The 12640-nt window shown below is 61.5% G+C and carries 10 protein-coding genes; 3 read left to right on the top strand and 7 right to left on the bottom strand.

Features of this window, described 5'->3' with window-relative positions; translation table 11 throughout:
- Window positions 1-17: 17 nt before the first annotated feature.
- The gene (gene hspQ, locus BUA42_RS01135) at window positions 18-344 is read right to left on the bottom strand and encodes a heat shock protein HspQ (RefSeq protein ID WP_072775869.1); all 327 of its coding nucleotides are present in this window, start codon (window positions 342-344) and stop codon (window positions 18-20) included.
- Window positions 345-570: 226 nt separating this feature from the next.
- Here hspQ and BUA42_RS01130 point away from each other — a divergent pair, with 226 nt between their 5' ends.
- Window positions 571-1161 (top strand): transglycosylase SLT domain-containing protein, encoded by a 591-nt coding sequence (locus tag BUA42_RS01130; RefSeq protein ID WP_072775868.1) that lies wholly within the window; start codon window positions 571-573, stop codon window positions 1159-1161.
- A 225-nt stretch (window positions 1162-1386) separates the two neighbouring features.
- Here the strand turns inward: BUA42_RS01130 and BUA42_RS01125 are convergent, their stop codons facing one another.
- The 4 genes from BUA42_RS01125 to BUA42_RS01110 all read right to left on the bottom strand — a co-directional run bounded on the left by BUA42_RS01125 (window position 1387) and on the right by BUA42_RS01110 (window position 7654).
- A complete protein-coding gene (locus tag BUA42_RS01125; RefSeq protein WP_425435011.1) occupies window positions 1387-1923 on the bottom strand; it encodes a LolA family protein in 537 nt (178 codons plus the stop codon).
- 170 nt (window positions 1924-2093) lie between these two features.
- Window positions 2094-5012, bottom strand: coding sequence for a DNA translocase FtsK (locus tag BUA42_RS01120; RefSeq protein ID WP_072775866.1), 2919 nt, complete (start codon window positions 5010-5012; stop codon window positions 2094-2096).
- A gap of 11 nt (window positions 5013-5023) precedes the next feature.
- On the bottom strand, window positions 5024-6214 hold the full coding sequence (locus BUA42_RS01115; RefSeq protein ID WP_072776673.1) for an aminotransferase class I/II-fold pyridoxal phosphate-dependent enzyme: 1191 nt from the start codon (window positions 6212-6214) through the stop codon (window positions 5024-5026).
- Between the two features lie 111 nt (window positions 6215-6325).
- Window positions 6326-7654, bottom strand: coding sequence for an amidase (locus BUA42_RS01110; RefSeq protein WP_072775865.1), 1329 nt, complete (start codon window positions 7652-7654; stop codon window positions 6326-6328).
- Between the two features lie 86 nt (window positions 7655-7740).
- On the opposite strand from BUA42_RS01110, the gene BUA42_RS01105 reads away from it, so the two are divergent.
- Both BUA42_RS01105 and BUA42_RS01100 read left to right on the top strand, forming a co-directional pair.
- Window positions 7741-8958, top strand: a complete 1218-nt coding sequence (locus tag BUA42_RS01105) for a UbiH/UbiF/VisC/COQ6 family ubiquinone biosynthesis hydroxylase (RefSeq protein ID WP_072775864.1) — start codon at window positions 7741-7743, stop codon at window positions 8956-8958.
- Between the two features lie 47 nt (window positions 8959-9005).
- Entirely contained in the window at window positions 9006-9755 is a 750-nt protein-coding gene (locus BUA42_RS01100; RefSeq protein ID WP_072775863.1) for an SDR family NAD(P)-dependent oxidoreductase, read from the top strand.
- Window positions 9756-9778: 23 nt separating this feature from the next.
- On the opposite strand, the gene BUA42_RS01095 is transcribed toward BUA42_RS01100, so the two are convergent.
- Complete coding sequence (locus tag BUA42_RS01095) at window positions 9779-10936, bottom strand: Hint domain-containing protein (protein WP_072775862.1); 1158 nt, start codon at window positions 10934-10936, stop codon at window positions 9779-9781.
- A gap of 107 nt (window positions 10937-11043) precedes the next feature.
- Entirely contained in the window at window positions 11044-12546 is a 1503-nt protein-coding gene (locus BUA42_RS01090; RefSeq protein WP_072775861.1) for a DUF2125 domain-containing protein, read from the bottom strand.
- Window positions 12547-12640: the final 94 nt, after the last annotated feature.

Here is a 12640-nt window from a genome sequence, read left to right as displayed (position 1 = left end):
TGGCAAACTGAGAGAGATCAGTTGTACTGGAAATGGAGTTCGTAGCTTCCGTCTTCGAACGCGCCGAACAGGTCCGGCACGTCGGGATGTTCCACCGGTTCCCCGGAATAGTCGGCAATGAGGTTCTGTTCCGAGACATAAGCCACGTAAAAGCTTTGCTCGTTTTCCGCCAGAAGATGGTAGAACGGCTGCTTTTTCGCAGGTCGGCTGTCCTCGGGAATGGCCTCGTACCATTCTTCGGTGTTGTTGAATTCAGGGTCCACGTCGAAGACAACACCTCGAAAGGGGTGCCTGCGATGGCGTACCACCTGACCGATGTTGTATTTTGCGCGTTGTCTGATCATGAGTCCCTTCCGTTGCCATATAACTGCCTGATTTTCGACATATTGTCCATTTCTCGGTCGGATTTTCATGGAAACAGTCTGTGCAGCCCTCGGCGACAGGGGCCGGTATCGCGCGGCGGCGCCTTGCTGACGTCTGGAATTGTGATTTCCCATATGTCGGCTTTCAGGTACACTAAAGTTTAAACGAAAGGCGGAAAACCGCCTTCGAGATATATGCGAGAGGCCCATGAGCAGATTCTTTCGCGCCTTGGTGATTGTCCTGTTGGCGGCCTCTTGCGGGGGCGGCGGCGGCACATCGGCGCCCCGAAACCTTGATAATGCCTGCTCCATCCTGCAGCAGCGCCCCGGATACATGCGTGCCTTTCGTGCGGCGGAACGCAAATGGGGCGTGCCGGTGCACGTGCAGATGGCGTCGATGTATCAGGAGAGCAAATTCAAGTCCGATGCCCGGACGCCTTTTCGCTACACCCTTGGTGTGATCCCGATGGGGCGGCAAAGCTCGGCCTTTGGCTATAGTCAGGCGCTGGACGGGACATGGCAGGAATATGTGGACGACCAGCGCAAATTCCGCGCGCGTCGGAACGACATCAACGATGCGGCGGATTTCATGGGGTGGTACATGGCGGAGTCGAACCGCCGTCTGGGCATTTCGATGAACGATGCGCGCAACCAGTACCTGGCCTACCACGAGGGGCGCACCGGGTTCGCGCGGGGCAGCTACAATAGCAAAGCCTGGCTCTTGCGGGTGGCGGACGAGGTCGCGGCACGGTCGGTGCTGTACCGCGGGCAACTGGCGACCTGCCGGGTCCGCCGATAGGTCCGATCCGGCCCCAATGTTTCGCGCGCGAAACATTGGGACAGGGATGCTGCCATTTAACCGATTGTTAACCCGACACGCTCTTTTATCCGTGCCTGCTCTACTCATTCGGCAAGGGCGGCGGCCCAACAGAATTGAACGACCCCGCCGCCGACCTGACCGAGCCGGAACAACCCGCCCAACAAGGTGCGGGTCGCCATCGACTTCCTCAGAAGCAGCTTCTGATCAGCGGTTCGCGTTCCGCTCCTGCTCGATATTGAAAAGCCGGTTCGACAGCTGTTTGCGCTCCAGCGCGCCGAGGATCACCGTCGTCTGACCACCGGCATCGTCGGTGATGATCCATTGGCGCAGTTCGACCGGGTTGCCCGTGAAGACGAGTTGGATGCTGCCGTATTCCGGGTTCTCGGGGTCCTGTGCCGTAACGGTGGTCGCGGTGCCGTCATAGCCGTGCGCCACCACCATGTTCGCGCGCGACAGATCGACGTTGCGGGCAAGGATCAGCCCAAGGGGTGTCCGATTGAGCGGGTATGTTTCCGGCTCTCCGCGCAATTTACGGTCAAAGACCACCACCGCGCCATTGTTCGCCATGACAAGCGCCTGTTCGGGCGGATTGTATTCGAACCGCACCTTGCCGGGGCGGCGCAGGTAGATCGTTCCGGTGGAGATGGTGCCGTCCGCATTGATCTGGGTGAAACTGCCCTCGGCGCTGGTGAGCTGGTTGAGGTAATTCGACAGCGCGTTCAGCGGGATCTGCTGTGCCATCGCAGGCAGCGCAGTCAACATCAGAGCGGTCAGTAAGGCGAAAAGGCGCATAGGTCGGGTCCAGTCTGCTCGGGTCGTCTTTGATCCTATATGGCAGCGGACGCGCTGTTATGCGATAGCAGCGGGGAATTTCGCCGATTTGGCAGGGGAAGGTGGGTTAGAAACCCACCCTACTGCTCGGGCACGAGAATCTCGCGCTTGCCGACGTGGTTGGCGGCTGAAACGACGCCCTCGTCCTCCATCTGCTCGACCAGACGCGCGGCCTTGTTGTAGCCGATAGCAAGCTTGCGCTGGATGTAGGAGGTCGAACATTTGCGATCACGGATGACGATGGCCACCGCCTGATCGTAAAGCGCGTCTTCGCCGTCGGTGTTGCCGCCGGTGTTGAGACCCAGCACGGCATCGATATTGTCGGCCTTTTCGTCATCGGGACCTTGCACCACGCCGGAGACGTATTCCGGCGGCCCGAAGGCCTTAAGGTGGGTGACGATTTCCTCGACCTCTTCATCGGATACAAAGGGCCCGTGGCAGCGGGTGATCTTGGCGCCGCCCGCCATGTAGAGCATGTCGCCTTGCCCCAGAAGTTGCTCCGCGCCCATCTCACCAAGGATCGTGCGGCTGTCGATCTTCGACGTGACCTGGAAACTGATCCGCGTCGGGAAGTTGGCCTTGATCGTACCGGTGATGACATCGACCGACGGGCGCTGGGTGGCCATGATGAGGTGAATGCCGCTGGCACGAGCCATCTGCGCGAGGCGCTGGATGCAGGCCTCGATCTCTTTGCCTGCGACCATCATGAGGTCAGCCATCTCGTCCACAATGACGACGATGTACGGCATCTTCACCGGCTGGATTTCCTCGGTCTCGAAGATCGGCTCGCCGGTTTCGTCGTCGAAGCCGGTTTGCACCGTCCGCTCGAACATCTCGTTCTTGGACAACGCGTCGGCGACGCGGCTGTTGTAGCCGTCGATGTTGCGGACGCCCATCTTGGACATCTTGCGATAGCGGTCTTCCATCTCGCCCACGACCCATTTCAGCGCGACAACCGCCTTTTTCGGGTCGGTCACAACCGGGCTGAGGAGGTGCGGAATGCCGTCATAGACGCTGAGTTCGAGCATCTTGGGGTCGATCATCACGAGGCGCAGATCGGCGGGGGACAGTTTGTAGAGCAGCGACAGGATCATCGTGTTGATCGCGACCGACTTACCGGAGCCCGTGGTCCCCGCGATCAGGAGGTGAGGCATCTTGGCGAGATTCGCGACCACCGGGTCGCCGCCGATGTCCTTGCCAAGTGCGAGCGGCAGTTTCTGCGTGCCGTCACCGTAATCGCGGGTGGACAGGATTTCGCGGAAACTGACCATCTCGCGGTTTTCGTTCGGGAGTTCGATCCCGATGACGGAGCGGCCCGGGACGGTCGAGACACGCGCGGAGAGCGCGGACATCGATCGCGCGATATCGTCAGCAAGGCCAATCACGCGGGACGCTTTCAGGCCCGGCGCAGGCTCCAGCTCGTACATGGTGACAACCGGACCCGGGCGGACCGACACGATCTCGCCCTTGACGCCATAGTCATCCAGCACGGCCTCCAACATCCGCGCGTTCTCTTCCAGCGCTTCGTCACTCAGGTGATGGCGCTCGATATTGGCCGGATCCATGAGCAGGCCGAGCGGAGGCAATTCGTAATCGACAACCTTGTCTTCGAATTGCAGTTGCGGTTGCGCCTCTTGCTGCGCGCGTTTGGAGGGCTGCAAAGGCTTACGCTGCGGCTGTTGCACGACCTTCTTGGCCTGCGTCGGCGCGGACGGGACAGGCGGCACGGGCGCGAATGTCGCGGGCGCGTCGCCGTAATCGTCCCAATCCGTCATATCATCGAAGATGTTTTCTTCTGGCTCGGGCTGCGGCACGAAAGCCTGTTTCGGTGCGGTCACGGGCGGCTCTGCCCGGCCCGGTGCTGCGGCACGCGCTGTCAGCGGGGGTTCGGGCGGCAGGCCTTTCGGCTGAATGATCAGCGGATCGGGGCCGCGGCCCCGCCCCTTGGTCAAGGGTGCCACCGATGCCGAGGTCACCGCCGGGTTCTGCCGCACGCGCGACTTGATCGCGTCGGCGATCTTCGCGCGAACACGATCATCGCCGGGCAGTGTTTCCGGTAACTCACCAAAAAGCTCGTTGTCGATCAGTTCCGGTTCAGGATCAGTGCGGCGGATGAGCGAGGGCATCTTGGACAGGAAGCCGGTTTTCTGTGGTGCGGGCGCTTCGGCGAAGCCGTCGTCGATAAACGCGTCGTCCGGGGCGCGCGGGGCAACCCGGGTCACGCGAGGTTCGGCGGGGATGGCGGCATGCGCTGCGGCCCATTCGGCGGCCTCGGCCTCTTCCTGCGCGCGCAAGGCTCGGCGTTCTGCATTCTTCTCCTGCAGCTGGCGCGCCGCGCTGACCGCACCGCTCGCCCCTTTGCCCAAGACAGACAGAAGCGTGGCGTAGACCATGATCACACCCACCAGAAGGAACCGGGCAATCCGGGCAACCTCCGCCCGCGTGAAGCCAAGAACAAAGGCCCCCATGGCCAGGACAACACCGCCGAGGAGGAGCGTCATCAGCTTCAGTGCGAACGTGGTTCCAAGCGGCAGGATTGTCAGGACCGATCCCATCATCATGTCGCCGAAAAGTCCGCCAAGGCCAAAGCTATGTGTCCAGCTTGCGCTTTCGGGCACACCGGCGGCGTAGATAGCGGCCAGAGCGATCCAGATAGGCGCGAAGATCAGACAGCTCAGCGCGCGCTCTTCGCCCTTGTGGGTCGCAAAACGTGCGCCCCAGACCAGAAGCACCAGCGCCAAACCCCAGCTGGCCCAGCCGACGATCATGAACAAGGGGGCCGCGACAGACGCGCCGGGACGGCCCAACCAGTTCTGCACAGGGGCATCCGTGGCCGACAACCAGCTTGGGTCAGCGGGCGAATAGGACCAGATCATCGCGGCGGCCATGGCGCCCAGCGCCATCAGCACAAAGCCCGCAAGCTCTTTGCCACGCTTCTCGATCGCCGCCTGCATGTTGCTGTCGAACAAGGGGTCCCGCCCCCGCGCCTGATATGCCATGTCTCGCCTCTTTATTGGTCTTCACTGCCGTAAAGGCAGTCCCTGATCTGCGTCAGGCCACGTTTGGTTTCGTCTTTCGGGGCCACAAGGGCGACCCGGATATAGCCTTGGCCGGGGTTGCCGGCTTCGGTGTCTCGCGACAGGTACGCACCGGGCAGCACCCGGACGCCTGTCTCTTTCCACAATTTCAGTGCCGCCGCCTCTCCATCGTCGACCGGCAGCCACAGGAAAAACCCTGCGGGCGGCGAGCGATAGCCCGGCACGTTGCCGAAGATGCGGTCAGCCATGTCGAACTTCTCGGCATAAAGCTTGCGGTTCTCGACAACATGCGCCTCGTCGCGCCAGACGGTTTCGGCCACTGCTTGCAACGGCAGAGGCAGCGGCGTGCCTGCGTAATTGCGCAACTGCTGGATCTGTTTCAGCGTTTCCGGCCCGCCTGCCACGAAACCCGACCGGAGCCCCGGCAGGTTTGACCGCTTCGACAGCGAATGGAAAATGACCACACGCTCCGGGTCCGCGCCCATCTCCTGCGCAACCTGCAAAGCGCCAACCGGCGGCGTGTCGCGATAGACTTCACAGTAGCATTCGTCCGCGAGGATCTGGAAATCGTGCTTCTCGGCCAAAGCGATCAGCCGTTCCCAATAGTCGCGGTCGGCTACCGCGCCCTGCGGGTTTGCGGGTGAACAGATGTAGGCAAGCGCCGTGCGCTTCAGCACGTCTTCGGGAACGCTTTCGAAGTCCGGCAAATGCCCCGTTTCCTCGGTCGCGTTCACGAACACCGGATCCGCTGCCACCGAAATCGCGGAGATCAGGTAGACCTGATAGAACGGGTTCGGCATCAGAACGGCGGGCGTTTCGCCGTTTTTCGTCTCGGGACACAGCGCCATGCCTGCATTGTAGAGCCCTTCGCGCGTGCCGTTCAGCGCCATGATCTGGGTGTCGGGATCAAGCTTTACGCCATAGCGCGTCTGCACCCAGTCGGCGATAGCCCGGCGCAGTTCGGGCGTGCCTTCGTTCGGCGGATAGTTGTTAAACCCGGCGATATTTTGCGACAGGATCTCGGAAATCCACGGCGGAAAGGCGTGTTTCGGCTCTCCGATGGTCATGTGAACCACCGGGCCACCCGGTTCATGCACGTCCAAAAGAGCGCGCAGACGCGGGAACGCATAAGCCGGTAGGTTCGAAAACCGCTCGGGAAACATGACCATTACTGCCTCAGGTTCAGGATCGTTGACGCCCTGTTTTCAGCCAAACTACAGAGGCAGCGGCGGTGCGTCCAGAAAAAGCGCACGCTTGTCAGGCGGTTGTGGCTTTCAGGCCAACGCCTCTTCTGCCGCTTTTCCAAGCCGCAAAAGTCGCCGTTCCGCGTGAGGATGCGCCATGAGAGACACGCCGCAGGACGGCGTGCCGGTCGGCAGCGTCAACGCACATAGCCCTATCAGATTGCCGATCCGTGTATTTCGCAGCGTCAGCAGGTTTTCGGTGACGTAATAGTCGCTGTCCGACATCAACCGTTCGACGTTGGGCGGCGTGATGGGACTTGTCGCGCAAAGCACGGCGTCGAAGGGCGTTGTTGCGTCCAGATAGGCAGCCCGATAGGCGTCAAGCTTGTGCCACGCGGCCACGTAATCGGCCCCGGTGAAGTCTTTGCCCGTCCGGAACCGCGCCAGGATTTCGCTGAACATGGTGTCGGGGTTGGCTTCGATCACGTCTTTCCATGTGCCGTAGGTCTCGCAGCCATACAGGATCGGGGCGAGGGTCATGGCCTCGGCCACTTCGGGAACGGCGATCTCGACAATCACCGCCCCGGCATCGCGGAACCGGGATATAGCGGAGTCGAAGGCGGCTTTCGGCGCATCGCGGATGTCGTCGAAGGCGGTTGTCGTGAGAACGGCAAGGCGTGTGCCCTTGAGCGACACCGAGGCCAGATCGACGGCGCGGTCGTTATTCATCGCGGTGTATAGAAGTGCCGCATCTTCGACCGATCGGCACAGCGGCCCGACCGTGTCGAACCGCGCAGCCAGCGGCACGGCACCTTTCAGGCTCAGCACGCCAGAGGTGGTTTTCAGACCGACCAGATCGTTCCAGGCGGCTGGAACACGCACCGAACCGCCCGTGTCTGACCCGATACCTGCGGGCGCCAGACCAAACGCAACCGAGGTCGCCGCGCCCGAGGACGACCCACCAGGTGCCGCATCGGGATCGTTGATATTCGGTGGCGTGGCCGTTTTCGGGTTCACCCCAAGACCAGAGAAAGCAAGCTCGCTCAGGTGGCTTTTGCCAAGGCAGACCAACCCCTGATGCGTGGCGTTAATCAAGACCTCTGCGTCTTCGGCGGGTGTCCGACCTTCCAACAACTTCGACCCGGCTTCGGTCACAACGCCCGCCGTATCGAACAGGTCCTTCCATGAAATCGGCACGCCATCGAGCGGGGACCGGCGAAGGTTCAATCGCGCGCGGTCTTGCGCGGCGCGCGCTTCGGCCCTTGCGCGTTCAGGTGTGAGGCGCGCGTAAATGCGGTCGCGATGCTCATGCGCGTCGATGGCGGACAGATAGGTTTCGGTCAACTCGACCGGATCGATCTCGCCTGCCCCGATCCCGCGTCCAAGTTCTGCGGCGGTCATCTTTTGCCAATCGTGCATCTCTCGTATCCCCTGCCCGTGTTAAGCCAGACGGTAGCGGCAGAGGGGCGCATGGACAATCCGGGTTGCGCATCCATATCTCGGGTATGAGCAAAACCTTTGATCTTCTGATAGTTGGCGGCGGTCTGAATGGCCCGGCTTTGGCGCTGGCGGCGGCGCAATCCGGGCTGACAAACGCCGTGATCGATGCACAACCCGAAGGCGCGCGGCGCAGCGACAATTTCGATGGGCGGTCCTACGCGTTGGCGCTCGCGTCGGTGAGAATGCTGGACGCGCTTGGGCTTTGGAAAGACCTGCAGCCAAACGCGCAACCGATGAACGAAATCAAGGTGAGCGACGGTCGCGCTGGCGATGCCGAGGTATTCCTTGGGCTGCATTTCCAAAGTGCCGAGATCGAGGAAGGCCCGATGGGCCACATGCTCGAGGACCGCTACCTGCGTCGCGCGCTGCTGGCCGCGATGGCGGAGAACGACCGTATCACGCATATGCCTGACCAGACTGTCGTCGCACAGTCGGTGACACCATCCGGCGCAAGTGTGACGCTGGCGTCGGGCGACGTCCTGCAGGGGCGCTTGATCGTCGGCGCGGATGGGCGGCGCAGCGGAACGGCGACCCGCGCAGGCATTCGCCGCACCGGTTGGGACTATGGTCAAACCGCGCTCGTGTGCGCCATCGCGCATGAGAAACCGCATAACGGCGTCGCGCATCAGTTTTTCATGCCTGCCGGTCCGCTTGCCATTTTGCCGCTGTCGGGCAACCGCTCCTCGATCGTGTGGAGCGAACGCAGCGAATTGGCGGCAGAGATCAATGCGCTGCCGGAAGAGGACTACCTCACTGTCCTGCGCCCGCGCTTCGGCGATTTCCTTGGAGAGATCTCACTCGCAGGAGAGCGATTTACCTACCCCCTGGGCCTCACTGTCGCGAATAATTTCGTCGCGGATCGCGTTGCGCTGGTCGGTGATGCGGCGCACGGGGTGCACCCGATTGCGGGTCAGGGTCTGAACGCCGGGTTGCGGGATGTGGCTGCGCTGGCCCATGTCATCAGCCACGCCGCACGGCGCGGTGAGGATTTCGCCAGCCCGCTGGTGCTGGCGCGCTACGAGCAGTGGCGGCGCTTCGACACCGCGACTCTCGCCACCGCGACGGATGTGTTCAACCGGCTGTTCTCGAACGACAATCCGATCCTGCGCGCGGGCCGCGACCTTGGCATGGCCGCGCTGAACGCGATCCCGGCGGCGCGGCGCACCTTCATCCGCGAAGCGGCAGGATTGAACGGCGACCTGCCGGATCTCATGGCGGGGTGACATTCTCCTTCGGCTCATCCAAAACCCTGCAAAAAGGGAGGGATGAGATGACCCAGAAATGCGCAATCGTCACCGGTGCCGCACGCGGCATCGGGTTGGCCACCGCGAAACTGTTCCTTGAGGAGGGCTTGCGCGTGGCAATCGTGGATTGGGACACCGACGAACTCAACCTGCACAAAGACCTGCCCGACACGCTGCTTCTGGACCTCGACATCTCGAAACCCGACGATGTGACCGCGATCTTTGAACGCACGCTCGCGTGGTCCGGACGCGTCGACGCGCTTGTCAACAATGCGGGCATTGCCGAATTCGGTCCCGTCAACAACACCGACTTCGCCATGTGGCGACGGGTGATGCAAACCAACCTCGACGGCACATTTCTGTGTACCCAGGCGGCCATTCCATCCTTGACGGAAACCAAGGGCAGCGTCGTCAACATCGCGTCCATCAGCGGACTGCGCGCGTCGACCCTGCGGGTGGCCTATGGCACATCGAAGGCCGCCGTGATCCAGCTGACCAAGCAACACGCGGCCGAACTTGGGGAACACGGTATTCGCGTGAACTGCGTCTGTCCCGGCCCTGTGCGCACAAAGCTGGCCATGGCCGTTCATACACAGGAGATCATCGACGCGTATCACGATGCGATCCCGCTGAACCGATATGGCTCGGAACGCGAAATCGCTGAGGTGATTGCATTTCTCTGCTCGGACAAGGCGTCCTATGTCACCGGCCAGATCATCGCGGCAGACGGCGGGTTCGAAAGCACGGGCGTCGGGCTACCTGCACTGCGCAGGTAAGGAAGGCAGCACTGACTGAAGCTTCAGTGGGCCACGGTGGAGATTGCGCTGCGCGGACCATTGATGGCTTCGACCGTCCGTCCCCTCGGAAAGGTTTTTTGCGCCTTGCCCGCCCTTAACAACTGACGCGCCGGGGTCTGCTGTTGATCACTTACGGGGGCGAAATTCGGGAACAGGGCGAAGAATTCGCGCTTGGCGGCAGGGCTGAGCGTTCCCATGGCAACCCGTCCGGGAAAGAAGGACTCGGTCGCGACGCCTTCGGAGAAGATTACCTCGTGCTTGCTGAACACGAGATGAAAGTATTCCACCGATTTGCACCCTCGTTTCTGGCGGACGCCGCGATGATGCAGAAGACCTTTCGCAGCGACCAAGGTTGCAGATGCGCCCTTCCCCGCGACGGGCTCAGGCGAAGTTATGAGAATCCGGTGCTGGGGCGAGACACTGAGCGTGCGGTTCGGCTTTCCGACGCCAAGGCTGCCCGGCTTGAATTCAATCGGCTTAAGCGTGTCGTTGCCATGTGCAAAGTCGAGAGACTGACGCACGATCATCTGGATTGGCTGAGGCGGGCCGTCCAGTGTTTCGACCAGATCGCCTTGCTTCAGTCTTTCGATTGGCACGTCGCCCGTAGGTGTCTTGATGAGCGTGCCTTTGACGAAACACACCACGTTTGACGTGTAGATGTTGAAGACACCGTTGCCTTCTTCGGCGGTCCCACCATCGACCTGTCCGCTTTCATTGAGGTCGTAGTCACCGGTCTGCTCCGGGACGTTGAGCGTCAGTTTGCCGTTCTGAACAGTTGCATCTTCGAAAGTCGATCCGACAACCGGCGACAGGAAGGCGAGCTTCAGCCCTTCAACGAAGAAATAGGCATCGCCCATTTCCGTGATGGACCCACCCCCAAACTTGATGTAGTCCGGAGATGAGAGGAGTTCAACGCCGTTCACCTTGATCGACAGGACGGTGATCTTGCCGTCGGCACCGGCTTCGATGAACTCACCGTTGGCGTCGATATCCGTGTCGTCGATCTCGATCAGGATGGTGTCGGTTGCGTTGTAGTACGGGTTCCCATTGCCATCGAGATCTGCAACGTCGTCAACCTCAATGTTGGTTCCACCAAGGCCATCGTCGTTGAACGAGTTCACCTGCGCGACCAGATTGCCGTCGAAGGAAAGTAACGCCATTCTCAAACTCCATCCTGGGACCCGAGGTCTAGGACGGAATATTGGCGAAACTTCGCAGCAATTCGTAAATTTCCGTGTTCGACGCCGAAGGCCGAACCGGCGGTGGCCTACTGAATCCGCATCCCGTTGGCCAGAACATGGCCCTGATCGTTCACCTCGATAGTCGAGGTCAGGCTGTCCGGCCCATCGGCGGGAACGGCGAACATGCTCATCATCATGCGCGCGCCCATCGCGTCTTCGGCTGTCATCAGCCCCATCGCGATCAGCTTGTCGATCAGCGCGTTGCCGCCCTGTAGACCGAACGTCGCGGACCCGGTCGGTTTCGGCATGCCGCCAAAGGTTTCGAGATCCGAATTGTCAAAGGTGAAGGAGCCGGTGCCCAAGAGTTCCGCGCCAGCAATGTTGATCTGGAGCTGGTTAAGCTGCAACGCGTTCAACTCAGCCGGGACCTGCCCCGCCGCAATCGACTCCGGATCGCTGAATGACACCTTGGGTGTGACCTGACCTGACAGATCAAGAACGACCGTTGCCGGATCGCGCGGCAGCACCCCGCCGGCGTCGAAGATGTTCCACAATTGATCCGACAGCGTGACCCCGCCCAGCGTCAAGGCAAGCGCGACGTCTTCCGGCGACTCAGAGGCCTCTGTCGGCATGGTGAAGCGCAGAGCCATTTCCGACGCTTCGAGATTGATCGGCAGGGGGAAATCCGAGGTCGTCGCGACATAGGCGATATCCTTGCCAGAAATATCGTAGGTCAATGACCCGTCTGCCATGGCCAGATTGAAGGCCCCGGACGCGCTTTGCGAGGTCAGGGTTGTCACGCCCAGGTCGTCGGGAATGCTGAACCGGGACGCCCCGCTGGCATATGTCATGTCGGCGCGCGCCTTGAGCCCTGTCATCATGACGTCGCCCGCGTTGAACCCGGCGGGAAGCGTCGACGTGCTGTCGATGGTCACGGATTGCAGTGCCCCGGTGATGACCGCGAGTTCACCAGTGTCTTCGTCCGGCATGGCAATGTCGTAGGACAGCTGCCCCATTTGGATCGTCTGCGTGATCTCGGTCGGCTGGCCCGCACCGGTCTTGGTTGTTGCATTGCCCGCGACGTCCGACGTGGAGATCCGGAACCGCGCATCGTCTGTCATGATGGAACTGCCATCCACCTCCATCTCGGTGATGCTCAACGACACCTCGGTCGCGGTGAAGTCATAAACAAGATTGTCTGTCTCGCCGCTCACAGTCACGGTCAGGTCCGCGTTGTCGTATACCATGACGGTGCGCTGCGATTCTCCGTTCGGCGCTTCGGCCAGGACGGTGATCGGCATGGCCTGCGGGAAGGCCATATCGACGGACCCGTCGCCATTCTCTGTTAATTCGATCAGCGGGACCGTGGCCGAGGCCTCTCCGATATCGTCCGGCAAGGCGAACACCATCCGGATTTCGCGCACATCCAACCCGTCGGAGGACGGGTCCTCGGTCGCCGTCACGGTGTATCCAAAACCCACAAGCGCGGATTCGAGGCTATCCCAGACCTCTTGTGCGGTCAGGTCCGCCAGTGCCGGTGACGCGCCAAGGCAGAGCGCTAAAGCGGTGGAAGTGGCAAGACGCGTCATGGCGGTATCCTTTTGGTCAAATTCCCGCTTGCAGCTTCCGACGCCACCAGAACGGGGTCAAGTGGGTGGACCCCACTGAGCGGGCGCAGTAGCA

Source organism: Marivita hallyeonensis, from assembly GCF_900129875.1.
In the GTDB taxonomy this organism is placed as follows: Bacteria; Pseudomonadota; Alphaproteobacteria; order Rhodobacterales; family Rhodobacteraceae; genus Marivita; species Marivita hallyeonensis.
The sequence above is the reverse complement of the archived record's forward strand: the minus strand, read 5'-3'. Positions and strand labels throughout refer to the sequence as shown.

Excerpts from the sequence above, each read along its gene's own strand:
- hspQ (WP_072775869.1), bottom strand. The coding sequence starts at position 344 with ATGATCAGACAACGCGCAAAATACAACATCGGTCAGGTGGTACGCCAT.
- BUA42_RS01130 (WP_072775868.1), top strand. The coding sequence starts at position 571 with ATGAGCAGATTCTTTCGCGCCTTGGTGATTGTCCTGTTGGCGGCCTCT.
- BUA42_RS01125 (WP_425435011.1), bottom strand. The coding sequence starts at position 1,923 with ATGGCACAGCAGATCCCGCTGAACGCGCTGTCGAATTACCTCAACCAG.
- BUA42_RS01120 (WP_072775866.1), bottom strand. The coding sequence starts at position 5,012 with ATGGCATATCAGGCGCGGGGGCGGGACCCCTTGTTCGACAGCAACATG.
- BUA42_RS01115 (WP_072776673.1), bottom strand. The coding sequence starts at position 6,214 with ATGTTTCCCGAGCGGTTTTCGAACCTACCGGCTTATGCGTTCCCGCGT.
- BUA42_RS01110 (WP_072775865.1), bottom strand. The coding sequence starts at position 7,654 with ATGCACGATTGGCAAAAGATGACCGCCGCAGAACTTGGACGCGGGATC.
- BUA42_RS01105 (WP_072775864.1), top strand. The coding sequence starts at position 7,741 with ATGAGCAAAACCTTTGATCTTCTGATAGTTGGCGGCGGTCTGAATGGC.
- BUA42_RS01100 (WP_072775863.1), top strand. The coding sequence starts at position 9,006 with ATGACCCAGAAATGCGCAATCGTCACCGGTGCCGCACGCGGCATCGGG.
- BUA42_RS01095 (WP_072775862.1), bottom strand. The coding sequence starts at position 10,936 with ATGGCGTTACTTTCCTTCGACGGCAATCTGGTCGCGCAGGTGAACTCG.
- BUA42_RS01090 (WP_072775861.1), bottom strand. The coding sequence starts at position 12,546 with ATGACGCGTCTTGCCACTTCCACCGCTTTAGCGCTCTGCCTTGGCGCG.